Origin of the sequence: Micromonospora sp. NPDC004551 (genome assembly GCF_040609975.1) — a bacterium.
Lineage (GTDB): Bacteria > Actinomycetota > Actinomycetes > Mycobacteriales > Micromonosporaceae > Micromonospora.
Genome location: NZ_JBEXLM010000006.1, coordinates 238,892 through 263,879 on the forward strand (window position 1 = coordinate 238,892; position 24,988 = coordinate 263,879).

General features: G+C 76.0%; 29 protein-coding genes and 1 riboswitch. Of the genes, 22 read left to right on the plus strand and 7 right to left on the minus strand.

What is annotated here, in order from left to right; genetic code table 11:
* Positions 1 to 136: 136 nt before the first annotated feature.
* Entirely contained in the window at positions 137 to 271 is a 135-nt protein-coding gene (locus ABZW14_RS10480) for a hypothetical protein (RefSeq protein ID WP_255474590.1), read from the minus strand.
* Between the two features lie 45 nt (positions 272 to 316).
* Positions 317 to 446, minus strand: a riboswitch (cobalamin riboswitch).
* A gap of 303 nt (positions 447 to 749) precedes the next feature.
* Here ABZW14_RS10480 and ABZW14_RS10485 point away from each other — a divergent pair.
* Positions 750 to 1,457, plus strand: a complete 708-nt coding sequence (locus tag ABZW14_RS10485; RefSeq protein WP_355343041.1) for an MBL fold metallo-hydrolase — start codon at positions 750 to 752, stop codon at positions 1,455 to 1,457.
* Between the two features lie 7 nt (positions 1,458 to 1,464).
* Here the strand turns inward: ABZW14_RS10485 and ABZW14_RS10490 are convergent, their stop codons facing one another.
* Both ABZW14_RS10490 and ABZW14_RS10495 read right to left on the minus strand, forming a co-directional pair.
* On the minus strand, positions 1,465 to 1,797 hold the full coding sequence (locus ABZW14_RS10490) for a hypothetical protein (RefSeq protein ID WP_355343044.1): 333 nt from the start codon (positions 1,795 to 1,797) through the stop codon (positions 1,465 to 1,467).
* A gap of 86 nt (positions 1,798 to 1,883) precedes the next feature.
* A complete protein-coding gene (locus ABZW14_RS10495; protein ID WP_355343047.1) occupies positions 1,884 to 3,101 on the minus strand; it encodes an MFS transporter in 1,218 nt (405 codons plus the stop codon).
* Positions 3,102 to 3,245: 144 nt separating this feature from the next.
* On the opposite strand from ABZW14_RS10495, the gene ABZW14_RS10500 reads away from it, so the two are divergent.
* Together ABZW14_RS10500 and ABZW14_RS10505 are read left to right on the plus strand one after the other, a co-directional pair.
* The gene (locus ABZW14_RS10500) at positions 3,246 to 4,235 is read left to right on the plus strand and encodes a LacI family DNA-binding transcriptional regulator (protein WP_355343050.1); all 990 of its coding nucleotides are present in this window, start codon (positions 3,246 to 3,248) and stop codon (positions 4,233 to 4,235) included.
* A gap of 107 nt (positions 4,236 to 4,342) precedes the next feature.
* A complete protein-coding gene (locus ABZW14_RS10505; RefSeq protein ID WP_355343053.1) occupies positions 4,343 to 5,038 on the plus strand; it encodes a phospholipase in 696 nt (231 codons plus the stop codon).
* A gap of 6 nt (positions 5,039 to 5,044) precedes the next feature.
* On the opposite strand, the gene ABZW14_RS10510 is transcribed toward ABZW14_RS10505, so the two are convergent.
* Positions 5,045 to 6,169, minus strand: coding sequence for an FUSC family protein (locus ABZW14_RS10510; RefSeq protein WP_355343056.1), 1,125 nt, complete (start codon positions 6,167 to 6,169; stop codon positions 5,045 to 5,047).
* A 195-nt stretch (positions 6,170 to 6,364) separates the two neighbouring features.
* On the opposite strand from ABZW14_RS10510, the gene ABZW14_RS10515 reads away from it, so the two are divergent.
* The 17 genes from ABZW14_RS10515 (at position 6,365) to ABZW14_RS10595 (ending at position 21,756) form a co-directional block, all read left to right on the plus strand.
* Positions 6,365 to 7,147, plus strand: a complete 783-nt coding sequence (locus ABZW14_RS10515; RefSeq protein ID WP_355343059.1) for a DUF3153 domain-containing protein — start codon at positions 6,365 to 6,367, stop codon at positions 7,145 to 7,147.
* Between the two features lie 108 nt (positions 7,148 to 7,255).
* Positions 7,256 to 7,600: a hypothetical protein gene (locus tag ABZW14_RS10520; RefSeq protein WP_355343062.1), complete on the plus strand. Its 345-nt coding sequence runs from the start codon at positions 7,256 to 7,258 to the stop codon at positions 7,598 to 7,600.
* A 14-nt stretch (positions 7,601 to 7,614) separates the two neighbouring features.
* Entirely contained in the window at positions 7,615 to 8,223 is a 609-nt protein-coding gene (locus ABZW14_RS10525; RefSeq protein ID WP_355343065.1) for a glycine zipper family protein, read from the plus strand.
* Positions 8,220 to 8,900, plus strand: a complete 681-nt coding sequence (locus ABZW14_RS10530; RefSeq protein WP_355343068.1) for a carboxypeptidase-like regulatory domain-containing protein — start codon at positions 8,220 to 8,222, stop codon at positions 8,898 to 8,900. Before ABZW14_RS10525 ends, ABZW14_RS10530 begins: the two co-directional genes overlap by 4 nt.
* Before the next feature lie 14 nt (positions 8,901 to 8,914).
* Positions 8,915 to 10,129 carry a phage tail sheath subtilisin-like domain-containing protein gene (locus tag ABZW14_RS10535; protein ID WP_355343071.1) on the plus strand — a complete coding sequence of 405 codons (1,215 nt, stop codon included), beginning with the start codon at positions 8,915 to 8,917 and terminating at the stop codon, positions 10,127 to 10,129.
* Position 10,130: 1 nt separating this feature from the next.
* The gene (locus tag ABZW14_RS10540) at positions 10,131 to 10,613 is read left to right on the plus strand and encodes a phage tail protein (protein ID WP_355343074.1); all 483 of its coding nucleotides are present in this window, start codon (positions 10,131 to 10,133) and stop codon (positions 10,611 to 10,613) included.
* A 1,159-nt stretch (positions 10,614 to 11,772) separates the two neighbouring features.
* Positions 11,773 to 12,090 (plus strand): hypothetical protein, encoded by a 318-nt coding sequence (locus ABZW14_RS10545; protein ID WP_355343077.1) that lies wholly within the window; start codon positions 11,773 to 11,775, stop codon positions 12,088 to 12,090.
* Positions 12,090 to 12,857, plus strand: a complete 768-nt coding sequence (locus tag ABZW14_RS10550) for a hypothetical protein (RefSeq protein WP_355343080.1) — start codon at positions 12,090 to 12,092, stop codon at positions 12,855 to 12,857. The genes ABZW14_RS10545 and ABZW14_RS10550 overlap by 1 nt, the downstream gene beginning before the upstream one ends.
* A 70-nt stretch (positions 12,858 to 12,927) precedes the next feature.
* Positions 12,928 to 14,499: a phage baseplate assembly protein V gene (locus ABZW14_RS10555; protein ID WP_355343083.1), complete on the plus strand. Its 1,572-nt coding sequence runs from the start codon at positions 12,928 to 12,930 to the stop codon at positions 14,497 to 14,499.
* Positions 14,499 to 14,837: a hypothetical protein gene (locus tag ABZW14_RS10560; protein WP_355343086.1), complete on the plus strand. Its 339-nt coding sequence runs from the start codon at positions 14,499 to 14,501 to the stop codon at positions 14,835 to 14,837. The genes ABZW14_RS10555 and ABZW14_RS10560 overlap by 1 nt, the downstream gene beginning before the upstream one ends.
* Positions 14,834 to 15,271: a GPW/gp25 family protein gene (locus ABZW14_RS10565; protein ID WP_355343089.1), complete on the plus strand. Its 438-nt coding sequence runs from the start codon at positions 14,834 to 14,836 to the stop codon at positions 15,269 to 15,271. Before ABZW14_RS10560 ends, ABZW14_RS10565 begins: the two co-directional genes overlap by 4 nt.
* On the plus strand, positions 15,268 to 17,889 hold the full coding sequence (locus ABZW14_RS10570) for a putative baseplate assembly protein (protein ID WP_355343091.1): 2,622 nt from the start codon (positions 15,268 to 15,270) through the stop codon (positions 17,887 to 17,889). The genes ABZW14_RS10565 and ABZW14_RS10570 overlap by 4 nt, the downstream gene beginning before the upstream one ends.
* On the plus strand, positions 17,870 to 18,400 hold the full coding sequence (locus ABZW14_RS10575; protein ID WP_355343094.1) for a phage tail protein: 531 nt from the start codon (positions 17,870 to 17,872) through the stop codon (positions 18,398 to 18,400). The genes ABZW14_RS10570 and ABZW14_RS10575 overlap by 20 nt, the downstream gene beginning before the upstream one ends.
* Positions 18,401 to 18,411: 11 nt before the next feature.
* Positions 18,412 to 19,332, plus strand: coding sequence for a hypothetical protein (locus ABZW14_RS10580; RefSeq protein WP_355343097.1), 921 nt, complete (start codon positions 18,412 to 18,414; stop codon positions 19,330 to 19,332).
* Between the two features lie 24 nt (positions 19,333 to 19,356).
* A complete protein-coding gene (locus ABZW14_RS10585; protein WP_355343100.1) occupies positions 19,357 to 19,845 on the plus strand; it encodes a hypothetical protein in 489 nt (162 codons plus the stop codon).
* Between the two features lie 48 nt (positions 19,846 to 19,893).
* Positions 19,894 to 20,664, plus strand: coding sequence for a hypothetical protein (locus tag ABZW14_RS10590; protein WP_355343103.1), 771 nt, complete (start codon positions 19,894 to 19,896; stop codon positions 20,662 to 20,664).
* A gap of 84 nt (positions 20,665 to 20,748) precedes the next feature.
* Positions 20,749 to 21,756 (plus strand): LacI family DNA-binding transcriptional regulator, encoded by a 1,008-nt coding sequence (locus ABZW14_RS10595; protein WP_355343106.1) that lies wholly within the window; start codon positions 20,749 to 20,751, stop codon positions 21,754 to 21,756.
* Positions 21,757 to 21,845: 89 nt separating this feature from the next.
* Here the strand turns inward: ABZW14_RS10595 and ABZW14_RS10600 are convergent, their stop codons facing one another.
* Complete coding sequence (locus ABZW14_RS10600) at positions 21,846 to 22,481, minus strand: DedA family protein (protein WP_355343109.1); 636 nt, start codon at positions 22,479 to 22,481, stop codon at positions 21,846 to 21,848.
* Between the two features lie 181 nt (positions 22,482 to 22,662).
* Here ABZW14_RS10600 and ABZW14_RS10605 point away from each other — a divergent pair, with 181 nt between their 5' ends.
* The gene (locus tag ABZW14_RS10605; RefSeq protein WP_355343112.1) at positions 22,663 to 23,106 is read left to right on the plus strand and encodes an ATP-binding protein; all 444 of its coding nucleotides are present in this window, start codon (positions 22,663 to 22,665) and stop codon (positions 23,104 to 23,106) included.
* 64 nt (positions 23,107 to 23,170) lie between these two features.
* Positions 23,171 to 23,938, plus strand: coding sequence for an HD domain-containing protein (locus tag ABZW14_RS10610; RefSeq protein ID WP_355343115.1), 768 nt, complete (start codon positions 23,171 to 23,173; stop codon positions 23,936 to 23,938).
* 25 nt (positions 23,939 to 23,963) lie between these two features.
* Here ABZW14_RS10610 and ABZW14_RS10615 read toward each other — a convergent pair whose 3' ends face one another.
* Together ABZW14_RS10615 and ABZW14_RS10620 are read right to left on the minus strand one after the other, a co-directional pair.
* Positions 23,964 to 24,395 carry a barstar family protein gene (locus ABZW14_RS10615; protein ID WP_355343118.1) on the minus strand — a complete coding sequence of 144 codons (432 nt, stop codon included), beginning with the start codon at positions 24,393 to 24,395 and terminating at the stop codon, positions 23,964 to 23,966.
* Positions 24,396 to 24,456: 61 nt separating this feature from the next.
* On the minus strand, positions 24,457 to 24,909 hold the full coding sequence (locus tag ABZW14_RS10620) for a ribonuclease domain-containing protein (protein WP_355343121.1): 453 nt from the start codon (positions 24,907 to 24,909) through the stop codon (positions 24,457 to 24,459).
* Positions 24,910 to 24,988: the final 79 nt, after the last annotated feature.

The window sequence follows — 24,988 nt, forward strand, 5'->3', positions numbered from 1 at the left end:
TGACGCCCGGCGGCGCGGCGGGGCCGGCGGCGGGCGGGGGCGGGTGCGGATTCGGCGGGTACGCGGGTCCGGCGGACGGCTCACCGACGGTGGGTCGGCAGGGGCGCCCGGCCAGGTGCGGGACCCGGCGGGACGGTCAGCGGCGGACGGCGCGGGCCCGCCCGGCGCGCGGCACGGCGGCCTGCGGCGCGGCGGGGTGAGCGGTCAGCGGCGCGTCGGTGCGCGCCGGCCGGGAACGACGATCGTCGTCGATGGCGGAAAGGCCGTGCATCGGGTCCTCCTCGGGTGTCCACGCCCTGGGGCTCTCCGACGGCCGAAGTATCCTGGCTCCCGGATCGACGCTCACCCCCGGCCTTCCAACCGCGCACGCACGGTCGTGACTCACGAGGGGGGATCGCTCCCCGGTGACAGTGGCGGGACCGCGCCGGAATCGCACCGGCTTCCTTCACTGCCGTCAGGCCGCGAATGCTGCCACAGGCGCCCGGCGCGGGTCAACGCCGGGGTCGCCACCCCTCCCGCGGCCGACGGCATCCGCGCCGGTCGATCTAAATTTCTCGCCCGCCACGTCGAAGGCAATGGCGCGAGTCGATGGGAGGAGTCGCATTCCGGCGGCCAGGCGGCATTCCCGGCGCCCACCGGCCCGCGGCCCGGCGACCGCGTCGCCGCAGCCCGGACGGCCGGGAGCCGCGCCGCCCGCTAGCATCGCGGTCGACAGTGGATCACGCGTACGGAGCGGGGAGGAATTGCCGGTGACGCTGCGCCATCTCGCCGGCCGGGTCTGGTTGTTCCCCGGCGATCCCGACCCGCTCGCGGTCCGCCCGACCGTGGCGGTGGTCGCCGACGAGCGCGGAAGTGTGATCGTCGACGCGGGCCAGAGCCCCGCCCACGCCCGGGAGGTCCGGGCGGCGCTGGCGGCGGCCGGGCTTCCGGAGCCGCGCTGGCTGGTCTACACCCACCACCACTGGGACCACGTCTGGGGCGCCTGCGCCTGGCCGGAGGTGGAGATCGTGGGGCACGAGTCGGCGGTGGCCCTGCTGCGCGCCGAGGCGGCCCGGCCGTGGAGCCACCGCTACCTGCGCGAGCAGGTCCGCGAGAACCCCCGACTCGGGCACAGCTTCCGGGCCCGGGCGCTGGCCGTCGACTCCTGGGACGGCTTCGCGGTGCGGCCGCCGACGCGCACCTTCGCCGACGAGCTGACCCTGCCCGCCGGCGTGGTGGTCCGGCACGTGGGCGGCCGGCACGCGCCGGACTCCACGGTGGTGCGGGTGCCGGACTCCGGGGTGCTGCTGCTCGGCGACTGCTGGTACCCGCCGCCCGCGCACCTGCGTACGCCCGAGGACGGGCCCGACCTGGCGCTGGCGGCGAGCCTGCTCGACGACGACGTGGCCTGGTTCGTCTCCGCCCACGAGGAGCCGCTGTCGGCGGCCGAGGCGCGCGCCGCGCTGGCCGCAGGCTGAGCCGCCGTCAGCGGGCGCGCCGCTCCGGGTGGGCCCGGTTCCAGGCCCGCATCCGCTCCGGGTAGCCGGTGCGGGCGGCCTCGTAGAGCGGCACCGCGTGCTTCTGAGCGATCTTCCCGGCGGCCCGGGGCGAGCCGGTACGGCGGCGGATCCACTCCCCGTCGTGGGCGATGGCGACCACGGTCGTGTCGGTGGCGGTGGTCTCCGGTTCCAGGTAGAACTCCACCCCGCGCCGGCTGGTCACGAACGCCTCCAGCGCGGCCAGGTCGTCCCGGTTCGCCTCCCGGTCGAGCTTGGTCGGGGTCGTCGGGTCGGCGGCCCGTCGGCTGAACCAGCCCATGCCCGGCTCCTCTCCTCGGTGTCCCTCCAGTGCAGCACCCGCACCTGGCAACCGGCTGGACGCCGGGTGGAAGTCCGCTGAGGCGGTCAGCGGGCCGGCGGACGCAGGATCGGAACCAGAGCCAGGATGGGCAGCAGGAGCAGGGGGACCAGGCCCAGGGCGCGGAGGATGCCCAGGTGGTCGCCGAGGAAGCCGAGCAGCGGCGGGCCGGCGAGGAAGGCCGTGTAACCGATCATGGCGACCACGCTGACCCGGGTCGGCGCCCGGTCCTCGTCGTCGGCGGCGGCGCTCATCCCGACCGGGAAGCCGAGCGACGCCCCCAGGCCCCACAGGGCCACGCCGACCACGGCGAGCGGCCCCGAGCCGGCCAGCACGACGCAGGTGGCCCCGGTGACGGCCAGCCCGATGGTGCCGAACAGCACCGGCACGCGGCCCCACCGGTCGATCGCCACGGTGCCGGCCGTCCGGCCGAGGGTCATGCCGACCACGAACACCCCGAAGACGGCGGCGCCGGCCGCCTCGCTCACCCCGTAGCCGTCGACGAACGCCACCGCCAGCCAGTCGTTCGCGCTGCCCTCGGTGAACGCCATCACGAGCACGAACAGGCCGATGAGCAGGGTGCGGGGCTCCCGCCAGGTGGCCAGCAGCGCGCGCCGGTGGCTGGCCGGCTCGGTCGAGGCGGCCGTCTCGGCCGGTGCGGCCAGGAAGGCGCGGGCGCCGAGCAGCGTGCCCGCCAGGACCACCACCGCGATCACGGGCAGGTGCCAGCCGACCGGCACACCCAGCCGGGCCGCGCCGGCGCCCAGCCCGGCCCCGGCGACCGAACCGAGGCTCCAGGCGGCGTGGAACCGGGGCATGATCGTCCGGCCGAGCCGCTTCTCCACCGCCGCGCCCTCGACGTTCATCGCCACGTCGCACGTGCCGGAGCCGTATCCCACGGCGAAGAGCCCGACCACGACGCCGACCAGCGAGCCGGCCAGGCTCGCCGACAGGCCGGCGGCCGTCAGGCCGAGCGCGACCAGCACGGTCGAGGCCGCCACGGTGCGGGCCGGGCCGAGCCGCAGGGTGACCAGCCCAGCCGTGGACATGGCCATCAGCGCGCCGGCCGACATGGCCAGCAGCAACAGGCCGAGCCGCCCGGTGCTGAGCCCGAGCGCCTCGCGGACCGCGGGCACCCGGGCGAACCAGGTGGCCACCGCCAGCCCGTTGAGGGCGAACACGGCCGCCACGCCGTTGCGGGCGGCCAGGACCGCCCGCGGGCTCCCGGCACGGGCCCCGGCCGGCGCGTCGATGGTGCTGCTCACGTGTGCTGTCGTCCTCTCCCACGATTCGTCGACGACCATCGCACACCTGAGAGCGCTACCACCACAAACGCTCCCACCCCTTACCCCGCGCGGCACCGACCGGGCATGATGCCGACAGAACGGCCACCACGGGGAGGACCAGACATGGAGACGCCGACGACCCGCCCGGTGACCCTCGACGACGTGGCCCGCGCGGCCGGGGTCTCCCGGGCCACCGCGTCCCGGGTGCTCGGCGGCTACGGGTTCGCCTCCGTGGACGCCCGGGAGAGGGTGGGCGCCGCCGCCGACCGGCTCGGCTACGTGCCGAACACCACGGCCCGCGCGCTGGTCCGGGGCTCCGGGACACGCCTCGTCGTGGCCGTGTCCGGCACCGAGGCCACGGTGCTGGACGACCCGTACGTGGACCGGCTGGTGAGCGCGGCGGCCCGGGTGTGCGCCCCGCACGGGATCGGCGTCGCCCTGGAGTGGCTGCCGCTGGACGCCCCGGCCGGGCTGCGCCGGCTCGGCGACGACCGCAGCGTCTGCGGGGTGCTGCTGGTCAACACCACCGCGCCGGTGCTCGACGCGGTCCCCGCGGGGCTGCGCGGCCGGGTCGTCTCGATCGGCACCGGCTCGCCCGTGGTGCCCTCCTTCGACGTGGACAACGCGGCCGGCGCCGACGCGGTGCTGCGCCACCTGCACGCCGGCGGGCGCCGCCGGATCGCCATGGTCACCGGCCCGCGCTGGCTGAGTTGCGCCGAGCGGTCGGTGACCGCGTACCAGGGGCTCATGCGGTCGGCCGGGCTCCCGGTGCGGCTGGTCACCGGCGACTTCACCGCCGCGCGGGGCGGCCGGGCGGCGGCCGAGGTGCTGGACCGCTGGCCGGACACCGACGCTATCTACGCGGCCAGCGACGCCACCGCCCTGGGCGTGATCGCGGCGCTGCGCGGGCGCGGGCTGCGGGTGCCGCACGACGTGGCGGTGGCCGGGTTCGACGACATCCCGTACGCGGCCGTGAGCAGCCCGGCGCTGACCACGGCCACCCACCCGGTGGCCCGGATCGCCACGGCGGCGGCGACCGCGGTGCTGGACGGCCGTCCGGTGCCGCCGGTGACCGCGTTCCCCTCGACGCTGGTGGCGCGCGAGAGCGCCTGAGCCGCGGCCGGGCACTGCCGGCCGTCGAGCGGCAGCGAGGGCCGGGCGGTTGAGCGGCCGGCAGCCGGGTATCCGCCGCCCGACCCGACCGACGACAGGGGGGCGAGGTGACCGAACCCGCGCCGCCGCACCGGCAGCCCGAGGAGGGCTACCGGCACGGCCGGCTGACCGCCCGCCTCACCACCGTGGCCATGCCCGGGCCGGTCGGCCCCGCCGAGGTCCCCGACCCGGCCGGCGGGCCGCCCGCGTTGCGCCACGTGCCGGCCGGCGGCAGCGGGCCGTACCGGATCGTGGTGCTGCTGCACGGTGCGGGCGGATCGGCCCGCCAGGGCCTGGACCTGCTGCAACCGCTGGCCGACGCGCACCGGCTGCTGCTGCTCGCCCCGCAGGCGCTCGCCAGCACCTGGGACCTGATCGCCGAGGGGTACGGCCCGGACGTGGCCCGGATCGACGCGCTGCTGGCCGCCACGCTCCGCGCGTACCCGGTGGCCGGGCTGACCCTCGGCGGGTTCTCCGACGGCGCCTCGTACGCCCTCTCCCTGGGCCTGACCAACGGCGACCTGATCGACGCGGTCCTGGCCTTCTCCCCCGGCTTCGCCGCGCCCCTGGTCACCCACGGCCGGCCCCGGGTGTTCGTCTCGCACGGCACCGACGACCGGGTGCTGCCCATCGACGTGTGCAGCCGGCGGCTGGTGCCCCGCCTGCACACCCTCGGCTACGCGGCCGAGTACGCCGAGTTCACCGGTGGGCACGAGGTGCCGGCGGAGATCCGGCGGCGGGCGGTGGACTGGCTGGTGGGGTGAGCCGGGTCAGTGCCCCGGCCCGGTGACCGCCGCGTCGACCCGGGTGAGCACGGTGGCGTCGTCGTCGCCGCGGACGCCGCGCAGCAGGTCGATGGCGGTCGCCCGCACCTGTCCGATGATCATGGCGAGCGGCAGGGTCTCGCCGGGGGTGAAGAGCCGGCCCGCGGCCCGGACCGCCTCCAGGGCGGCGACGTCGACCCGCTCGGCGTGGGCGTCGGCGACGGCGTCCTGCCCGGTCAGGTCGGCGGCGAGCGCGTCGCCGGCTGAGCGCACGGCCTCGGCGAGGGTCCGCACGGCGCCGCCCAGCTCGGCCGGGACCGGCGCCGGGCCCCGGGTCAGGGTGACGGCGGCGCGGGCCAGCACCCGGACGTTGCGGACCGCGTAGTCGATCTGCCGGATCGAGCCCTCCACCGAGCGCAGCCGGCCCAGGTGCCGCCGTCGGCGCACGTTGAGCCGCAGCGCCTCGCCGGCCGCCCGCACGGCGCCGCGCAGCCGCTCCACGCCGGCGTCGGCGTGCCGGGCCCGCTCCAAGGCGGCGAGCGCCGCCGCGTCGTCGCCCCGGTCTAGCGCGTCGGCGATCTCGCCGAGCACTCCGGCCAGCTCCTCGAAGGTGTGCCGGAACTCGCTGACCAGCGGGGCGAGCGGCCGGCGGGCGTCGACGAGCTGGCTGGCGACCACGGCCACCGCCCCGCCGATCAGCGCGTCGACGAACCGGAAGGGCACCAGAGACTCGGTCGGCGGGGAGACGACCACCAGGTAGAGCGCGGAGACGGCCGCCTGCACCACGGTGACCGAGCTGGCGCCGATCGCGACGGCCAGGGCGACGGTGAGCAGGATGACGGTGAGCACCGTCCACGTGGTGCGGGGGCCGAGCGCCTGCACCACCAGGTCGGCGACGAGCACGCCGGCCGCGACGCCGAGCACCACCTCGACGGCCCGGCGCATCCGCTGGCCGCGGGCCTGGCCGAGCACGATCAGCGCGGCGGCCGGGGCGAAGAACGGCTGCGGGTGGCCGACCAGCCGGGTGGCGAGGATCCACGCGACGGTGGCCGCGAGGGTCGCCTCCACCACGGGCAGCCAGCCGCGCCGCAGCCGCCCGGCCGCCTCCCGCACCCCGCTCCAGCCCGCCATCGCCCGCCTCCCTGTCGCGCCCGCCCACCATCCTGCGTCGCGGCCTCTCGAAAGGAAAATCGACAACCCTCCAGAATATCGATCGCGCGCGATTTCGGGGTCGGCCGAATGGGAGAGCGGGCCGGTAAGATCGGCGACAAGCCTGTGACTGATCGCTGACTGCTGGACGTGACGGCGATCACACACACTGTGCCCATGAATACGAGACTCCGCCGCAGCAAGGTATTCGGCCTCGCGGTGTGTCTCGCCCTGGTGGCGGCACTGAGCGGTTGCATGCAACTCAACCTGGGGCTGACCGTGGACGCCGACGACACGGTCACCGGCCAACTCCTGCTCACCGCCGAGAAATCCGTGCTCAAGCGGCGGAACCCCGACGTCGCGGCGGCCTTCGCCGAGCTGCGGCAGAACATCCCCACCCTCCCCGCCGGCACCGAGACCCGGTACGAGGACGCGAACTACTACGGCATTCAGATCGCGTACCGGAAAACGCCCCTGGCGCAATTCACGAGCGAGAGTGTGAATCTTTCCCGGGACGGCGATCTCTACCGCTTCTCGCTCCCCCTGGATCCAAAGAAATACGGCGGGAAGGTCGCCGAACAGGATCCGCGGAACCAGCAGGCATTCATGACCTTGATGTCATTCGAGATCTCGGTGACCTTTCCCGGCCGGGTGCTCGACACCAACGGCACGACCAACGGCCGGTCGGTGAGCTGGAAGGTGGTCGCCAACCAGCCCAAGCCCGCCGAGCTGCGGGCCGTCGCCGAGGCGCCGGCGCGGCCGTCCGCCTCCGTCACCTCGGCCGCCGCCGCGGCCGCCGGCGGCGGGTTCCCCTGGCTCCTGGTCGCCGGCGGGGTGCTCGTGCTGCTGCTGGTCGCCGTGGTCGTCGTCCTCCTGCTCCGCCGGCCGCGCGGCCCGGTCGCCGCCGCCCCGGCCGCACCCACCCCCGCGCCCACTCCCCCGGCCGACCGGCCGGCCTGAACGGGCGCGGCGCCGCCACCCGGGCGGCACCCGGCACCGCAACCGCCGGGGCCGCCGCACCACCCCACCCCGACCGCACCACCGCACAACCGAAGAGAGGGGATCGCCGTGAACGATCTCTTCACCTGGGCCGCCCTCGGCAGCCTCACCGGCGCCAGCGCCGCCACCCTGCTCGCCACCAACGTCATCGGCGGCCTCATCGGCCCGAGCGGCGACAAGGCGCGCAAGTGGATCGCCCTGGGGATCGCGCTCGTCCTGTCGTACCTGACCGCCGCCTTCGCCGACGACGCGGGACCGGAAAAGTGGATCATCGCGTTCTTCAACGGGCTGGTCATCTTCTCCGCCGCCCTCGGCATCAACCAGCTGCCCCCGGGCAACCGGCAGGCGACGAGCGCGTCGCCGGCCCAGCTCGCGGAGAACCGCGAGCCCCGCTACATCCGCTCCTGGGTCTGAGAGAGGTGACCCCCATGATCCTCGGCATCATCAGCGCCGCCGTCCACATCGTCCTCGGCGCCGGGCTCGGCGCGGTCGCCGGCGGCACCATCGGCCTGCTCGTCGGCGCCGTCGTCGGGCTCCTCGTCGGCGCGCCGTTCGGCTGGGCCGTCGCCTCGGCCGGCACCTACGGCGCCGACGCGAAGGGCATCTTCCTCTTCGTGGTCGACCACACCTGGAGCCTGCTCAACACCGTGGCCGGCGCGCTCTACCTGGCCCTGCACCTGGTCTTCGGGCACCAGCTCGACCGGGTGGTCTCGCAGGGCAGCGGGCGGGTCAACGTGGTGGAGGGCGTCTCGCCCCGCTACGCCACCACCATCGGGACCGTCTGCGCCGGCTCCAGCCCCGGCATCCAGCGGCACGAGGACGTGCACGTCCTCCAGGCGCGGCTGCTCGGGCCGCTCTACCTGCCGCTGGTCGCCCTCAACTACATCCTGTTCACCATCGCGCCGGTGTGGCTGCTGTGGCACGACCACGGCAACGCGCCGATCAACCGGTTCACCCGCTACTTCGAGATCGGCGTCTACCCGCACGTCTGGAACGAGGCCATCGCGTACCGGATCCAGGGGACCCCGCCGCGATGACCGGCGCCATCGAGGCGGCGGTCGCGGACCTCGCGGCCTGGCTGACCGGGGCGGCGGGTGACCCCGTCCCGGTCGGCCCGCCCCGCGACGACCCCGACGGCGGCCTCACCGTCTGGCCGCTGGAGCTGCGGCCGGCCCGGCAGACCGCGGGCAGCGGCGGGACGCGCGAGCCGTACCGGTTCGTGGTCCGGCTGCTGCTCAGCGGGGGCGGGCCGGCGGCGCTGCCGGCGCTGGACCGGGTACTCGCCGCCGCCAGCGCGGCCGGCCAGCCCGAGGTGGTGCTGGCCGCCGGGGACCCGGCGCTCTGGCGGGCCCTCGGCGTGCGGCCCCGGCCCGCGCTGCTGCTCGACGTGCCCGCGCGGATCGACCGGCCCGTGCCGGCCGCGCCGCCGGTGCGGCAACCGCTGCGGCTGCGGCAGCTCGACATGCGCACCCTCGACGGCCGGGTGGTCGGGCCGGAACGGCAGCCCCTCGCCGCCATGCGGGTCGAGCTGGTCGGCACCGCCCAGGCCACCGAGACCGACGCCGCCGGCCGGTTCCGGCTGGTCGGCGTGCCGCACGACCCCGACGCTCCGGACCGGCCGGTGCGCGTCCGGCTGGTCGGCCGGGGCCGCACCCACACCGCCGAGCTGGACCCCGCCGACGGAGACCACGTCGTCGTCTGCGCCCCCGACTGACTCCTGGAGGACCGATGCCCACCTACTTCTCCCCCGGCATCTACGTCGAGGAGGTGCCCAGCGGCGCACGCCCGATCGGGCCGGTCGGCACGAGCACCGCCGCGTTCGTCGGGCTCGCGCCCGACCGCACCGCCCACGTCGACCAGGCCGTCGCCGTGAACAGCTGGTCGGAGTTCCTCCGGCTCTACGCCGACGGCGAGCACCTGGAGAGCACTCCCCTCGCCCGCGCGGTCTTCGGCTTCCTCGACAACGGCGGCACCCGCTGCTGGGTGGTCAACGTCGGCGAGGGCGGCCAGCTCACCGGCACCGGCGGGAAGCGCAGCGGCCTGCAACTGCTGGAGGCCGTCGACGAGATCTCCATCCTGGCCGCGCCCGGCTATCACGACCCGGTCTCGCACGAGGCGCTCATCAGCATGGCCGAGCGGCTGCGCACCATGGTCGCCATCTGCGACCCGCCACCCGACGTCGCCGACATCTCCCGGCTCACCCGGGTCGCCACGCCCGGCAAGTCGTCCGGCAAGCCCGCCGAGGGTACGCCGAAGCCGGACGACGACTCACCGGGCGGCGACCGGCCCCGGCAGTCGGACTTCGCCGCCTACTACTTCCCGTGGATCCGGGTGCGCGACCCGCTCAGCGGCGACCTCGTCCTCACCCCGCCGAGCGGGCACGTGGCCGGCATCTGGGCTCGCACCGACGCGCTGCGCGGGGTGCACAAGGCGCCGGCCAACGAGCCGGTGCGCGGTGCGGTCGACCTGGCCTACCGGGTCACCCGCCCCGAGCACGACGTGCTCAACCCCAAGGGCGTCAACGTCATCCGTTTCTTCGCCGGCGAGGGCATCCGGCTCTGGGGCGCCCGTACGCTCGCCGCCGAGGCCAGCGAGTGGCGCTACCTGAACGTGCGGCGGCTCTCCATCGCCATCGAGCAGGCCATCGCCAACGGCACCCGGTGGATGGTCTTCGAGCCGAACGACTACACGCTGTGGCGCTCGATCCGGCGGGACATCGGCGCGTTCCTCACCCGGGTGTGGCGGGACGGCGCTCTGCTCGGCCGCACGCCCGAGGAGGCGTTCTTCGTCAAGTGCGACGAGGAGACCAATCCGGCCGACGTACGCGACGCCGGGATGGTGGTCGCGCACATCGGCATCGCGGTGGTCAAGCCCGCGGAGTTCGTGGTGTTCAAGCTGAGCCAGTGGGCCGGCGGCACCGAGACCGAGACGATCGGAGGCTGACATGCCCACCACGGCCACCCCGCAGCCGGGCGCGCCCGTCGACCCCTACCGGGCGTACCACTTCAAGCTGCTCATCAACGGCATCACCAACGGGCACTTCACCGAGGTCAGCGGCTTCGAGGTGGCGATTCCGTCGCTGGCGTACCGAGAGGCCGGCAACGAGCGGATCCGGGCCGTCCCCGGCCAGGTCGAGTACGCCCCGGTCACCCTCCACTTCGGCCTGACCTCGTCACGCGAGCTGTGGGACTGGGTGAACGCGGCGGCGAAGGGCACGGTGAGCCGGCGCAACGTCTCGGTGGTGCTGCTCGACCCGGCCGGTACCGCCGAGGTGCTGCGCTGGAACATGATCAACGCGTGGCCAACCCGGTGGCGGGGGGCGCACCTGAACACCCTGAGCCAGGAGATCGCCATCGAGGCGCTGACCCTGGCGTACGAGGGGCTGGAACTGGAGTCCGGCAGTGCCGCCGCCCCGGCGACCGCGTGACCGGCTGGCCCGCCTGCTCCGGGCCACCGCCGACCGCCTCGCCACCGCGCCGGGCGGCCGATCTTCCGAGCCTCCCGCACCGCGCCGCCCCGGCGAACCCCCGGAGCACTGGCTCCGCCTGGTAACCACCCACGCCCCCGGCCTCCTCCACGACCTCCCCACACCCGCTTCCCCCGTCCCCCCCGTTCCCCCCGTTCTCCCAGTTGATCAAGAAGTTTGCGTCGGATCCGACGCCTCCGCCGACGCGAACTTCTTGATCGACGACGAGGAGGAGGCGGCGGGGAGTCGCGGCGGTGGGGACGGGGGCGGGCGTGGGCTGTGGCTGCGGCCGTCGGTTCCGGGCTCGGGCCGGTGGCCGGGGCGGGCTGGAGGGGCACCCGGAGTGTCTGCGGGGACGGTCGGGACGGCAGCGGGGGGCGTTCCCGGGTTCGGTGGTGAGTCCCGCCCGGCGGGCGATCCGGGCGGGCTCGCCGGGCGCGCACCGTCGGTGGGCGCTGCGGCCGGCGGTCGATCCACGTCGAGCGGGCTCACCGGACGCGCACCGTGGCCGGATTACGCAGCCGACAGCGGATCCACAACGAGCGAGCCCGCCTCGCGCGCACCGTGGGCGGGTGGTGCGGCCGGGGATGGATCCACGTCGGACGGGTTCGCCGGGCGCGGGCAGCCGGCGAGCGGTGCGGCCGGGGGTGGATCCACGTCGGACGGCGGGGAAACACCCGGTAGCCCACTCGCCCGGAGCCGGGGGTCCGCCGCGACCGGATCCGTCCTCGGGCCGCCGGGTGCGGCGTCGCCCGACGACGCCCGCCGTGCCGGAGGGTCGGACGGCGCCGTCGTCCCCCCGGCCGTGCGGGCGCACCGGTCGTATGCCGAGAGCGGCACGCCACCCGGGCGGGCGAGCGGCCCACCGGGATCGTCGCCCGGCCGGACCGGGGCCTCGCCGGGACTGCCCGGCCGCGACCGGTGGGGGTCCGACACCACGGCGGGCAGCGCGGCCGAGCGGGGAACGACCGGTCACACCCTGCCGCTTCGTTCCGCCACCGCCGCCGATCCGCCTGCGCCCGCCGGTTCGCTCCCCGGCGCGGCCGCGGGTCGTGCCCGGCTCGGACCGCCGGCCGCGGCATCGGACGGCGCCCGGACGGCGCTGGCGCACGACCTTCGGGTGCACCTGTTGTCGCTGGAGCGGCAACAGGTGCACCCGGATCCGCTCGCACCCCCGTCCCGGAGCGGAAACGGCAGCGCGGGGCGGCACGGCCCCGACCATCCGGACCCGACCAGGACGTCGGCCCGACTGTGGCCGGCGCTGCCGGTAGAGGCTGGCGGGCAGACCGGTGACCAGGCACGCGACGAGGGCACCAGCACACCCCCGCGGGATCCGTGGCCGGCGCTGCCCGACGACCGGGAGCTGTGGACGCCGGCGGTCGCGGCGTACGACGCCGACCGGCTGGCGTGGCTCGACCGGGAACAGGCAGGCGACTGATGGAGCGCGTCGCCTTCCTCGTGGACGAGTCCGGCACCCGGGTGGACTGCCTGCTCAACCCGGAGACCGTGCAGGTGACCCGGCTGGCCGGGGTACGCCCCCGGGGCGCACCGGACGGCTGGCTCACCGGGGCCGGTCTCGCCGACGACCCGCTCGTCTTCACCGGCGGCGGGCGGACCGAGCTGGTGCTGGACCTGCTCTTCGACACCGACTTCGTGGAGTCCCCGGCTCGCCCCGAGGACGTCCGCGCGCTCACCCGTCCGCTGTGGATGCTGGCCGAGAACTCCGCCACCGAGCACGGCTGGCTGCGGCCTCCGCTGGTGCGGCTGGTCTGGGGCAAGACCTGGAACGTGCCCGGCGTCATCGTGGCGATCGCGGAGCGCTTCGACGCGTTCACCCTCACCGGCACTCCGCGCCGCTCCTGGCTGCGGCTCAAGCTGGTCCGGGTGGCCGAGACGGCCGAGGCGGCGCAGGCGGGCTTCGAGGAGGAGCTGGCCGCGGCGAGCACGCCGGCCGTGCCGCCCGGGTCGGCCGTGGTCGCCGCCGCGGACGGAGCGGCCGAGCCCGGCTGGTCCGGGGTCCGCTTCGACCTGCTCGCCCACGACGCGCTCGGCTCGCCGCTGCGCTGGCGGCTGCTGGCCGAGCACAACCGGATCAGCGACCCGCTGACCGTGCCGGCCGGCACCGCCCTGGCCGTGCCGGCCACCGCCACCACCGCCGCCCCGCCGCCCGCCGAGGGCCCGATCACGGCGGGAGGTGCGCCGTGATCCGAGTCGCCGCCGTGACGATCGGCCGCACTCCGCCCGCCGGTCGGCGGGCCGGGACGGGAGGTGCGCCGTGATCCGAGCGGCCACCGTGACGATCGACGGCACTCCGCTCGCCGACCCCCGGCGGCTGCGCGGCGTACGGGTCGCCGCCCGGCTGGATCAGCCGGCCCAGTGCGAGCTCACCCTGGTCACCGCACCGGGCGCCGCCGCTCTCGACCCCCCGGTACGCCCCGGCGCCGCCCTCGACCTGCGCCTGGACGGCCAGCCCGACGCCCTGTTCACCGGCGAGGTGACCGCCGTCGAGGTGGAGTACGCCAACGACGGCGCGGCGCTGCTGCGGGTCCGGGCGTACGACCCGTTGCACCGGCTGCGCAAGCGGCAGGAGCTGCGGGTGTTCGAGTCGGTGACCGCCGCCGAGCTGGCCGGCGCGCTCTGCGCCGACCTCGGCCTCACCGTCGACGCCGACGCCGACGGGCCGCGCCTGGACCGGCTGCTCCAGCACCGGCACACCGACCTGGAGCTGCTCCGCGAGGTGGCCGGCCGGGCCGGCCTGCACCTGGCCGTGGAGGGTGACCGGCTGCGCCTGCTGACCCTCGACGGGCACGGCGACCCGGTCCCGCTCACCCTCGGCGGCACCGTGCACGCGCTGCGGATCGCCGAGAACCTGGACCGGGCGGGCGGCGGGTGCGCGGCCCTGGGCTGGCATCCGCAGCGCGCCGAGCCGCTGCGCCAGGAGGCCGGCGAGGCCCGCTCCGGGCGGCGGATCCCGCTGCACCCGGACCCGGGCGGGGTGGGTGCGGACGGGGTGCGCACCGCCGTCGACCAGCCCGGCCGCAGCGACGACGAGCTGGCCGCCTTGGCGCAGGCCGCGCTGGACGCCCGGGTGGCCGCGCTGGTCACGGCCGAGGGCACGGCAGACGGCGACCCCGCGCTGCGCCCCGGGCGGCGGATCGCCCTGTCCGGCGTCCCCGACCCGGTCGCCGGGGTGTACGTGCTCACCGAGGTGGTGCACACCCTCGACGCGAACGGGCACCTGACCCGCTTCTCCACCGTCCCGCCCGGGCCGCCGCCCGCCGCCGCGCCCCTCGCCGCCACGGTCACCCTCGGCACGGTCACCGACGTGGACGACCCGGACGGGCTGGGCCGGGCCCGGGTGACCCTGCCCGCGTACGGGGACCTGGACGCCGGCTGGCTCGCCGTGGTCTGCCCGGGCGCGGGGCGGGGCAAGGGCATCGTGGCGCTGCCCGACCCGGAGGACACCGTGCTGGTGGCGCTGCCCGGCGGCGAGCCCGCCTCGGGCGTGGTGCTCGGCTCGCTGTTCGGCGCCGTCGAGCCGTACGACGCGGGGATCGTGTCGGGGCGGTCCCGGCGCTGGTCGATGCGGACCGGCACCGGGCAGTCGATCGTCATCGACGACGACGGTCGCACCCTCCGGCTGGCCACCGACGCCGGCAGTTTCGTCGAGCTGCGGCCCGAGCTGACCACCGTGCACGCGGCCGGTGACCTGGTGCTCTCCGCGCCGGGCCGCGCCATGGTGGTGCGCGCCCGCACCGTCGACTTCCTCCAGGCGGAGACGGCCGAGGACGCCGAGACCGCCGCCGCCCAGGCCCGTACCCTCGCCCGCGCCCACGGAGGTGGCTGATGCGCTGGATCCACCGCGACTCGCTGATCACCTGCGACCACGACGGCCGGGTCGCCAACCGCCCCTCACAGCAGTGGCTGACCGTGCGGGGTGTCCCGGTGCTGGTGGAGGCCGACCCGGAGGGGCGGGACATCACCGCCTGTCCCAACTACGGGCCGACCGTCAAGCCCTGCGCGAAGACGCTGAAGGTGACCGTGGGCTACAGCGCCTGGCTGCGGGTCGACGGGCACCGCGTGACGCTGTCGAACCTGGACGGGCTGACCGACGGCACCCCGCCCGGGCTGGTCCACCACACGGTGCGTGACCCGGGACAGACCTTCCTGGGGGCGGACGCATGAGGGCCTTCCGCTTCGTCGGCGCCGGCTTCGACGCGGGTCGGACCGGCGGTCTCGCGCTGACCGCCGCCGGCGGCCTGGCCATGACCGAGGGCGACGAGACCGTACGCCAGGCCCTGTTCCTGCTGCTGTCCACCACGCCGGGCGAGCGGCTGATGCGCCCCGGGTACGGGTCCCGGCTGCACCGGCTGGTCTTCGCGCCCAATGACGACACCACGGCCGGCCTGGCCATCCACTACGTGCGGCAGGCGATCCGGCGCTGGGAGCCCCGGGTCGAGGTGCTCGACGTGGACGCCGGGCCGGACCCGGACGAGGAGTGGCGGCTGGTGATCCGGCTCGACTACCGGGTGCGGGCCAGCCTCTCCCCCGGGCAGCTGGTCTTCTCCGTCGACCTGCTGCCCGTCGACGACGACCCCGGCGAGGAGGCTCCCGCATGACGCTGCCGGTGCCGCACCTGGACGACCGCGCCTTCCTCGACCTGGTCACCGAGGCGCGGGAACGGATCCGCCGGTCGTGCCCCGACTGGACGGACCTCTCCGCGCACGACCCGGGCATGGCGCTGCTGGAGTCGTTCGCCTACCTCACCGAGGTGATGATCTACCGGCTGAACCAGTTGCCGGAGAAGGCGTACGTGGCCTTCCTCAACCTGCTCGGGGTGACCCGGCATCCGCCGGCCGCCGCCTGGGCGGACGTCCGCTTCACCCGGACCGGCCCGGACCGGGGCGCGGTCCGCGTCCCGGCGGGCACCCGGGTCGCCGCCGCCCGCGGTGCCGACCCCCGGCCGGTCGTCTTCGTGACGACCGAGCCGGCCGTGCTGCCCGCCGGGGAGACCGAGGTGACGGTACGCGTGCACCACTGCGAGCCGGTCGAGGCGGAGCTGCTGGGCACCGGCACCGGGCAGGCCGGGCAGGTGTTCCGGGCGGGCCGGGCGCCGCTGGCGCGGACCACGGAGGCGCTGGACCTGCTGCTCGGGGTGGAGGTGCCGACCGGGTCGGTGGAGCTGGGCGCGGCCGCGCGGGAGCACGAGGGCCGCACGTACGAGATCTGGCAGCCGGTGGACAGCTTCGCCGGCGTCGGCCCGCAGGCCAAGGTCTACCTGGTCGACCGGGCCTCCGGGGTGGTCACCTTCGCCCCGGCGCTGGACCTGCGGCCGGCGGACGGGGCCGGGCCGGGTGTCGAGGGGGCGCCCGGCCCGGTCACGGTGGCGGCGGTGCCGCCGGCCGGCAGGCAGGTGCGGCTCTGGTATCGGTGCGGCGGCGGGCCGGCCGGGAACGTGGCGGCCGGAACGCTGACCAGCCTGCGTGACCCGCTGCCCGGGCTGAAGGTGGACAACCCGGTGCCGGCCGCCGGTGGCCGGGACCTGGAGTCGCTGGAGTCGGCCCTGGCTCGCGGCCCGTACGAGTTCTTCGCCCAGCAGCGCGCGGTGACCGCCCGGGACTACGAGATCCTCGCGGCCGGTTCCGGTGCGGTGGCCCGGGCGCGGGCGTTCACCCGGGCGGCGGTCTACAGCTTCGCCCGCCCCGGCGAGGTCGAGGTGGTGCTGGTCCCGTACGTGCCGGAGCAGGCCCGCCCGGGTGGCCGGCTGCCGGTGGCGGTGCTGCGGGAGCACGAGGTCGAGGAGGCCCGCCGCCGAGTGGAGGCTGACCTGGACCGGCGCCGGGCGCTGGGCACGGCCGTGCGGGCCGGGTGGGCGCGCTACAAGGCGGTCTCCGTGCGGGCCCGGGTGGTGGTCCGCCGCGAGGAGGACGTGGACGCGGTGCGCCGGCGCATCCACGACCGGCTGCACCAGACGCTCAGCCCGCTGTCCACCCCGCTGAACCCGGCCGGCTGGGCGTTCGGCGAGCCGCTGCGGGCGTCGAACGTCTACCGGTTGCTGGAGCACGCCGAGCCGGGCGTCCGCTACGTCGAGTCGGTCCGGTTCGTGGTCGACGAGGCGCCGGACGCCGAGGTGCGGACCGTGGCCGTCGACCAGTACCAGCCGGGCACCTGGTACGCGGGGCGCGGCCCGGTGCTGTTCCGCTCCACCGACGCGGGCGCGGGCTGGGAGCCGGCCGGCCGGTTCGACGGCGAGAGTGTGGTGCGGGTGGTGCCGGCCCCCGCCCCGCTCCGCCCCGGCGTGGTGCCCCGGGCCGGTTCCGTGGCCGTGGTGACCGCGCGCGAAGCGGGCGGCTCCCGGGTCCGGCTGAGCACCGACCTGGGCGAGACGTGGACGCTGCTGACCGACCTGGACTCCGGCGTGCGGGACCTGGCCTGGATCGACCGGGACGGCGCCGGGGCACTGCTGCTGGCCACCGACTCCGGCCTCTACGAGGTGTCGCTGCTGCCCGGCGCGGTGCCGTTGCAGATCCTGGTCGACCCGGCCGACGCCGACCGCGGCTTCTACGCGGTCCGCTCGTTCGTCTCCGAGCGCGGCGCGCCCGGGGTGGCCGTGGCCGCACAGGCCGGCTTCGGGGTCTACCTGTCCACCGCCGCCGGCCGCCCCGGCACCTTCGCCCACGTGGGCCTGGCCAACGTGGACAACCGGGTGCTCGCCGTGCAGTACGACGGCCCGGCCACCCTGCTGTGGAGCGGGGCCGGCGAGCCGGACCCGAAGAAGCCCGGGCAGGGCTGCCACCGCACCCGGCTGTTCGAGTCCGACGTGAAGTGGCAGCCGGTGGCGAGCGGCTGGATCGGCGGCACCTGCCGGGACCTGGCGTTCAGCGGCACCCTGGCGCTGGCCGCCACGCAGAGCGGCGGGGTGGTGCGGCTGGACACCCTGGCCGCGCAGCCGCAGTGGCAGCCCGTCATGGTCAACTGCGGGCTGCCGCTGCGCGACCGGACCCGGTTCGTCCCGGTCGACGCCGTCGCCGCCACCGGGCCGTCCGGCGCGGGTGGCGCCCGGCTGGTCCTGGCCGGTGGCGAGCGCGGCGTGTACCGCAGCGGCGACGCGGAGGACTGGACGGCCAGCGCCAACCAGGCCACCGCCGACGTCGTCACCGTCCCCGGCACCTGGCTGCTCTGCTCCGGCGAGCACGACATCGAGGTGGTGCGGCAGGATGCGCCGAGCGGCGATTGAGCGGCTGCTGCCGGCCGCGTACCAGCGGGCCGCCGGCCCGGGCAGCGTGCTGGGCGCGCTGCTGGACGTCATGGAGGCGCTGCACACCCCGGACGAGGCCGTGCTGGCCGACGTCGACGCGCTGTTCGCGCCGTACCGGACGCCGGACGGGTTCGTGGCCTACCTGACCCGGTGGGTGGCCATGGACCACGTGGCCGCCGCGCCCCGGGCCGACGCCCCGCTGCCGCTGCCGGTGGGGCGGCTGCGGGACCTGGTCGCGCACGGCGCGCTGCTGGCCCGGTGGCGGGGCACCCCGTACGGGATGCGTACCGCGCTGGAGCTGGCCACCGGGGTGGCCGGATTCGTGCTGGAGGAGCCGGCCGACCGGCCGTTCCACGTGGTGGTCCGGGTACCGCCGGCCGCCGCCGACCGGCTCGCCCTCATCACCCGCATCGTCGAGGCGGAGAAGCCCGCCGCGGTCACCGTCGAGGTCATCACCGACCCGGCGACCGCACCCCAGGACCAGCCGTAAGAGGAGCCGTCATGACCACCGAATGGGCCGTCGTCGCCGCCGCCGAGCAGTTCACCCTGGACGCCCGCAACAGCGGCGAGCTGACCTTCACCGTCTCGAATCCGGGCGAGGCGCCCGACACCGTGGTCTTCGACGTGGCGCCCGGCGAGGGCAGCCAGCGGGGCTGGTTCACGGTGGCCGAGCCGCAACGGGTGGTACCCGGGCAGGGCTCCGTCTCGTTCCTGGTCCGGCTCACCGTGCCGGCCGGCACCCCGCCCCGGCGCTACGACATGACCGGGTTCGCGTACTCGGCGAACACCGCGCCCGAGGAGAGTTCCCGGTCCAGCGGCCGGGTGACGTACGACGTGCGGGCCGTCGTACCCCCGAAGCGCGCGCCGTGGCCGTGGCTCGCGGCCGCGGCGGCGCTGCTGCTCGTGGTGGCCGGGGTGGTGGCCTGGCTGGTGACCCGCGGCGGCGACCCGCCACCCCCGCCGCGGGCGCAGGTGGTGACCGTGGAGGCGGAGAGCCTGGTCTCCGGCGCGACGGTGCAGTCGACCACCGCGGCGGCCGCGCGGGTGGAGGCCCAGCCGAACTGCTGCGACGTGGTCTGGTCCGGCGACGCGCAGCTGTTCTTCCTGGGCCGGGCCGTGGGTGACCGGGTGACCGTCTCGGTGGACCTGCCCACGGACGGCACGTGGCGCCTGTCCACGGTGCGCACCACCTCGTTCGACTACGCGAACACCATCTGGCTGGTGGACGGCCGGCAGGTCGGCGACACCTTCTTCGGCTTCACCCCGACCGTGGTCCGCACCGACTTCGTCGACGTGGGAACGGTGGAGCTGGCCCGGGGCCCGCACAAGCTGACCCTGGTGGCGGTGAGCCGGACGCAGGGCACCGACCGGTACTTCGCCGGGGTCGACCAGATCCGCTTCACCCAGCTCCTCCAGCCGTGAACGGGCGGCAGGAGCCGTGAACTGGTGGCGGAAGCCGTGAGCGGGCGGCAGAAGGTGCTGCTGGCGGCACTCGCCGCGCTGCTGGTGGTGCTCTACCTGGTGGCGGTGGGCGGCGGCCGGCACGACCGGGGCGACCCGGCCGCCGGGCCCGGCTGGCTGGCCCGGTTCGGCGGGCACGGCGGCACGGTGGACCCGGCCACGGTGGCCGTGACGTGCGTGCCGCCGGCCGCCGAACCGAGCCCGTCCCCCGAGGGCGTGGTGGTCGGCTTCGGCACCACCTGCCGGCTGCGGGTGGCCGATCCGGGTGGCCTGCGCAGCCTGGTGCTGCGCAGCGGGGCGCCGTTCCTGGTGAGCGCCCCGGCGCCGGGCGACGCCGACGTCACGGTCACCGACGAGGTGGCGCCCGGCGACGACGGCACGGCGGTCGCGAAGGTGGCGGTGGACGGGGCGACCGAGGTCGCCCTGCGGTGCCCGGGAGGTGGCGGATGCGTGGTCACCATCGCCCGGTCCTGATCGGACGCGGTCCCGGCCGGCCGACGCCGGCCGCTGCGGAGGTGCGCCATGGGTGAGCTGCGCAAACCCTTCCTGCTGCTGGCGCTGCTCGCCATCGCGCTGGTGGTGGGGCTGGAGCTGGGGGCGGCCGCGCTCACCGGCGGCGGGGACGCCGGCGGCGCGCTGCGGGACAGCGCCGGGCGGCTCGGCGTCGAGCTTGGCGACGTCGGCACGGTAACCGAGCCGTCCGGCCGGGGCACCGGTCACCTGGCGCTGATCGACGTGGTGGCGCTCTGGACCACCGGGCTGTTCAGCCTGAGCCTGGTGGTGCCGGAGCGGATCCAGGGCCGGGTGCAGGGGGTGGCCACCCTGGTCTTCTCGATCCTGCTGCTGCTCGCGTCGCTGGTCCTGCTCGTCGTCGCCTTCGTCGAGCTGACCGTGATGGTCTCGCTGTTCCTGGCCGCGCCGTTCGGCACGCTGGCGTACCTCGCGGTGTGGGGGTTCTTCCCGGTCGGCGACGCGGCCGTGCTGCTCGGGCTGGTGCTGCTGCTCAAGCTGGTCTGGGCGGCGCTGCTGCTGCTCGCCCAGCCACGCTTCCTGCAGAACAAGGGCCTCGTGCTACTGGCGCTGACCACCCTGCTGTGCACGGTGGTCCTGGAGTTCCTGCACCAGCTGGTGCCGGGGATCCTGGTCAGCATCACCGACGACCTGGGCGCGGTGGTGTTCGCCGTGGTGGCGCTGGTCTGGGCGCTGGTCCTGCTGATCGGCTCCATCCCCGCCATCGTCAAGGCCGTCCGCAGCACCGCAACCACGTCCCGCCCCACCGCACGCGCCCGGTGAGCGCCGCCTCCGCCGATCAGGCAACGGCTTTCCCGGCGGTGCTGCGGTAGCCTCTCCGCCACCGGGCTGTGCGAGGGGGTGCCGATGGCGACGCTGGCCGACGTCGCCCGCCGGGCGGGCGTCTCCCCCGCGACCGCGTCGCGGGTCATCAACGGCAGCAGCAAGCCGGTCGCCGACGAGCTGCGCGAGCGGGTGCTGAAGGCCGTCGCCGAGCTGCGGTACGTGCCGAACGCGCACGCCCAGCTCCTGGCCCGGCCGCAGCGCAGCGTGGTCGGGGTGCTGGTGCACGACGTGTCCGACCCGTACTTCGCCGAGGTGACCCGGGGGCTGCAACGGGTCGCCACCGAGCGGGGCCGGCTGGTCATCATCTGCAACAGCTACCGCGATCCGGAACGCGAGGTGGAGTACGTCGACCTGCTCCGCGCCCAACAGGTCGCCGCGATCGTGCTGGCCGGCTCCGGCTACCACGACGACACGGTCAACGCCCTGCTCGACGAGCGGCTCGCCGCGTACGCGGCCACCGGCGGCCGGGTCGCGGTGATCGGCAGGCACCGGCACCGGGGCGACGCCGTGCTGCCGGCCAACGAGGAGGGTGGCCGCCTGCTCGGCGCGGAGCTGCGCCGGCTCGGCCACCGGACCGTCGGCGTGCTGGCCGGCCCGCGGACCCTCACCACCACCAGCGACCGGCTCGCCGGGCTGGCCGCAGGCCTGGGCGGGCCGCTGCCGGAGGCACGGATCCGGTACGCGGACTTCACCCGCGACGGCGGGTCCCGGGCCACCGCGGAGCTGCTGGACGCCGTGCCGGGGCTGACCGCGATCGTGGCGCTGAACGACTCGATGGGCGTCGGCGCGCTGAACCTCCTGCGCGCCCGGGGCGTGCGGGTGCCCGGGCAGGTCTCCGTGGTCGGCTTCGACGACATGCCGATCGCCGCCGACGTGACCCCGGCGCTGACCACGGTCCGGCTGCCGCTGGCCGAACTGGGCGCCCGGGCCATGACCCTGGCCCTGGACGCGCCCGACGGCCGGGACCGGGTGGAGGCCCTCCCCGCCGCACTGGTCCACCGCGACAGCCTCGGCCCGGCCCCGGCCTGACCGGCATCAGCCCGGCCCGACCGGCTCGCCCGCCGCCCGGTCGGTTCAGCCTCGGTCGGCCGCGAGGGTGGTCCCCGGGACGGCCCCCATCAGCCGGGCCCGGCGGTGTCCGCCCGTTCGCGGCGGGCGACCCGCCGGGCCCGGACCACCCGCACGACCACCAGCAGCACCACCAGGGCGAGCAGCGCCTCGCCACCCCAACCGAGCCGCCGCTCCAGCAGCCGGAACGACGCCCCCGCCAGATAGCCGAGCAGCGTCACGGCCACCGCCCAGAGCGCGCCGCCGGTCAGGTTCGCCACGGTGAACGCGCGGTGCGGGATGCCGCTCATCCCGGCCAACCCCGGCACCAGGGCGCGCAGCGCCGCCGCCCACCGGCCGAGCACCACGGCCACGGCGCCCCGGCGGCGGACCAGCTCCAACGCCCGCGACAGCTCCCCGGACCGGGCGAGCCGGCGGGGCACGCGGGCCAGCAGCCGCCGGCCGTACCGGCGGCCCACCAGATAGCCGGCCTGGTCGCCGATCGCCGCGCCGGCGACCGCCGCGAGGATCACCGCCCAGAGCGGCAGCCGTCCCTCGTGCGCGAGGACCCCGCCGACCAGGACGGCGATCTCCCCCGGCACGAGCAGCCCGAGGAAGGTCGACGCCTCCAGCGCCGGCAGCAGGAACACCAGGGCCAGCACCAGCGCGGGCGGCAGCGCCAGCAGCAGGTTCAGCACCCGGTCCACCCGCCGATTGTGACCCGTGACGCGGCGGCGCCACGCCCGCCCGGCCGGATCGGACATCCGGTCGGAACGAACCGCCGGGTCGAGGAATACCGGGCCCCCGGACCGGGGACAATGACCGGCAGGACGGGACGGTGACGGTGAGCGCCCAGGCCCGGAAGGTGCGCGGGACGGGGGACCGGACGTGGAGGGTGGGACAGCCGCCGGGCTGGTGCCGGGCGACGACCCGGCCGGGACGGCCCCGGCGTTCACCGTCGACCTGCCCGCCGACCCCGCGCGGCTCGCGCCGACCCGCGAACGGCTGCGAGGCTGGCTGCGCGCCCACGGGGTGAGCGAGTGGGACGTCGAGACCGTGCTGATCGCCGCCGGGGAGGCGTGCGCCAACGCCATCGAGCACGGCTACCGCTTCGCACCGGAGGGGATCACCACGCTCCGCGCGAAGCTGCACGACGACCACCTGGTGATCGAGGTGCGCGACCGCGGCGGCTGGCGACCCGACGCCGACGCGGACCGCGCCGAGCGGGGCCGCGGGCGAATGATCATGACCCGGGTGATGGACGAGGTGAGCATCGCCGGCACCGCGGAGGGCACCACCGTCCGCCTCGTCAAGCGGCTCACCGGCGACTGACCGATACCGTCGGGAGGCCGACCGGGGGCCACGCGCACGAGCAAAGATCCGCTATAAGGGACGCATGGAGTTCCCGGCGTACCTGGCGACCATGCCGATGCACGCGATCACCGAGATCCACGGCGAGCCGGGTCTGCTGGCCCGCTTCCGACTGGAGGTCGAGGCGTTCGACGAGCCGGCCCGCGAGCGGCTCACCGCCGCCCTCGACCTCGCCGCCGAGCTGCACCGGGACGACCGGCGGGTGCGCGAGCCGTACCTGAACCACCTGCTGCGGGTGGCGATCCGGATGATGCACCACTACCAGGTGCGGGACGTGGACGTGATCGTCGCGGGCCTGCTGCACGACGCCGTGGAGGACCACCCGGCGGAGCTGGCCGGCCCGATCGCCGTGCGACGACTCCAGCTCGGCGCGTCTGGCGCCGCGCAGCGACCTGGAGCCGTCGACCCGACCCCGGCGGCGCTGGCGGAGCTGGCCGCGCGGTTCGGCCCGCGGGTGGCCCGGCTGGTCGGCGCCGTCACCAACCCGGCGTACGACCCGGGGCGCGACCGGCACGTCCAGTACCGGGAGCACGTGGCGGCGAGCCTGGACCGGGAGCCTTGGGCCCGGGTGATCAAGGTGTCCGACTTCACCGACAACGGCGTGGGCGTGATCCACACGGTCGGCCCGAAGGTGGCCCGCTCGGCGGCCAAGTACCGGCCGCTGGTGCCGGTCTTCCGCGACCTCATCGGCCGGCCGGACACGCCGCTGTCGGCGCCGGTGAAGCGGCACATCTTCGCCCAGCTCGACCTGGCCGAGGAGCGGTTCAGCGCCATCCTCGACCAGCCGAACTGACCGGCGCCCGTCGGGTTGGGTCCGGTCAGCCGGCGTCCGGGGGCGGGGCGCCGACGCGGCCGCCCAGGGCGGCGGCGATCCGGGCCCGCAGGGCGGCCAGCCGGTCGGGGTGGTCGCGCAGGACCAACCGCAGCGAGTGGTGGCCGCCGGCGGCGACCGCGCCGAGCACGTCGAGGAGGGTGCCGAGCTGGGCCGGCGGCTCGTCGGCGAGCAGGTCGGCCGCATCCCCGACGACGAGGGTCAACGGGCCGGCGTCGAGCCGGTCGGCCAGCGCGTCGGCGAGCGCGTCCCAGTTGCGCCCGAACCAGGCGGGCAGGGGCACGGCCGCGGCCAGGGCCTCGTGCAGGCCCGCCCGGGTGCGGGCCTGCGCTCCGGCCAGGGCCACGCCCGTCGCCTCGGCCTCCGGCCCGGCGTCGAACGCGAGCCAGGCCGGCGGGTGCGGGGAGGCAGCGCCCATCGGTCGATCCTTTCCGGCCGGCGCGGGCCGGGCACACCGGCCCGGCCCACCCCGACGTCGCTCAGAGCCGGTAGAAGTTGGCGTAGTGGTCGGGCGAGAACCAGGTCGCCCCGGTGCTCTTGTTGACCACGATCCGGTACGCGTCCCGGGCGGCGCCGCAGGCGCGCGGGTAGACGTCGTACTCGTAGTAGGTGGCGTTGGTGGGCAACTGGCCCTCGTAGTTGTAGAACCGGCCACCGGCGAAGTTGCACTGCCCGCCGCTCCAGGAGTACCAACCACGGCTGGTCGGGAAGCTGCGGGAGGACCAGCCGGACCGGGCGGTGCGGGCGTCCGCGCAGCGGGTCATCGTGCAGGAGCTGTAGACGGCGGCCTGTGCCGGCTCGGCGAGCCGGGTGGAGGCCGCCGGCGGGCCGACGAGCGCGGCGGCGACCATGGCGGTGAGCAGGGCGCACGCGCCGAGGGCCCTGCGCAGGCGGGCGCCGGTGGAGCGGAGCGGGGTCGCGAGCGTGGTCAAGGGATCCTCCCCGAACTGGGCGACATATCGATCGGTATCATTTTCCCGATCGCGCCCAGTCTGGCGGTGATCCTTCCCG

Bases quoted from the DNA above. Each gene is read 5' to 3' on its own strand.
- ABZW14_RS10500 (WP_355343050.1), top strand. From the start codon at position 3,246: ATGGAGACGCCGACGACCCGCCCGGTGACCCTCGACGACGTGGCCCGC.
- ABZW14_RS10580 (WP_355343097.1), top strand. From the start codon at position 18,412: ATGACCACCGAATGGGCCGTCGTCGCCGCCGCCGAGCAGTTCACCCTG.
- ABZW14_RS10535 (WP_355343071.1), top strand. From the start codon at position 8,915: ATGCCCACCTACTTCTCCCCCGGCATCTACGTCGAGGAGGTGCCCAGC.
- ABZW14_RS10515 (WP_355343059.1), top strand. From the start codon at position 6,365: ATGAATACGAGACTCCGCCGCAGCAAGGTATTCGGCCTCGCGGTGTGT.
- ABZW14_RS10525 (WP_355343065.1), top strand. From the start codon at position 7,615: ATGATCCTCGGCATCATCAGCGCCGCCGTCCACATCGTCCTCGGCGCC.
- ABZW14_RS10565 (WP_355343089.1), top strand. From the start codon at position 14,834: ATGAGGGCCTTCCGCTTCGTCGGCGCCGGCTTCGACGCGGGTCGGACC.
- ABZW14_RS10530 (WP_355343068.1), top strand. From the start codon at position 8,220: ATGACCGGCGCCATCGAGGCGGCGGTCGCGGACCTCGCGGCCTGGCTG.
- ABZW14_RS10610 (WP_355343115.1), top strand. From the start codon at position 23,171: ATGGAGTTCCCGGCGTACCTGGCGACCATGCCGATGCACGCGATCACC.
- ABZW14_RS10570 (WP_355343091.1), top strand. From the start codon at position 15,268: ATGACGCTGCCGGTGCCGCACCTGGACGACCGCGCCTTCCTCGACCTG.
- ABZW14_RS10550 (WP_355343080.1), top strand. From the start codon at position 12,090: ATGGAGCGCGTCGCCTTCCTCGTGGACGAGTCCGGCACCCGGGTGGAC.
- ABZW14_RS10575 (WP_355343094.1), top strand. From the start codon at position 17,870: ATGCGCCGAGCGGCGATTGAGCGGCTGCTGCCGGCCGCGTACCAGCGG.
- ABZW14_RS10540 (WP_355343074.1), top strand. From the start codon at position 10,131: ATGCCCACCACGGCCACCCCGCAGCCGGGCGCGCCCGTCGACCCCTAC.
- ABZW14_RS10590 (WP_355343103.1), top strand. From the start codon at position 19,894: ATGGGTGAGCTGCGCAAACCCTTCCTGCTGCTGGCGCTGCTCGCCATC.
- ABZW14_RS10615 (WP_355343118.1), bottom strand. From the start codon at position 24,395: ATGGGCGCTGCCTCCCCGCACCCGCCGGCCTGGCTCGCGTTCGACGCC.
- ABZW14_RS10595 (WP_355343106.1), top strand. From the start codon at position 20,749: ATGGCGACGCTGGCCGACGTCGCCCGCCGGGCGGGCGTCTCCCCCGCG.
- ABZW14_RS10480 (WP_255474590.1), bottom strand. From the start codon at position 271: ATGCACGGCCTTTCCGCCATCGACGACGATCGTCGTTCCCGGCCGGCG.
- ABZW14_RS10560 (WP_355343086.1), top strand. From the start codon at position 14,499: ATGCGCTGGATCCACCGCGACTCGCTGATCACCTGCGACCACGACGGC.
- ABZW14_RS10510 (WP_355343056.1), bottom strand. From the start codon at position 6,169: ATGGCGGGCTGGAGCGGGGTGCGGGAGGCGGCCGGGCGGCTGCGGCGC.
- ABZW14_RS10490 (WP_355343044.1), bottom strand. From the start codon at position 1,797: ATGGGCTGGTTCAGCCGACGGGCCGCCGACCCGACGACCCCGACCAAG.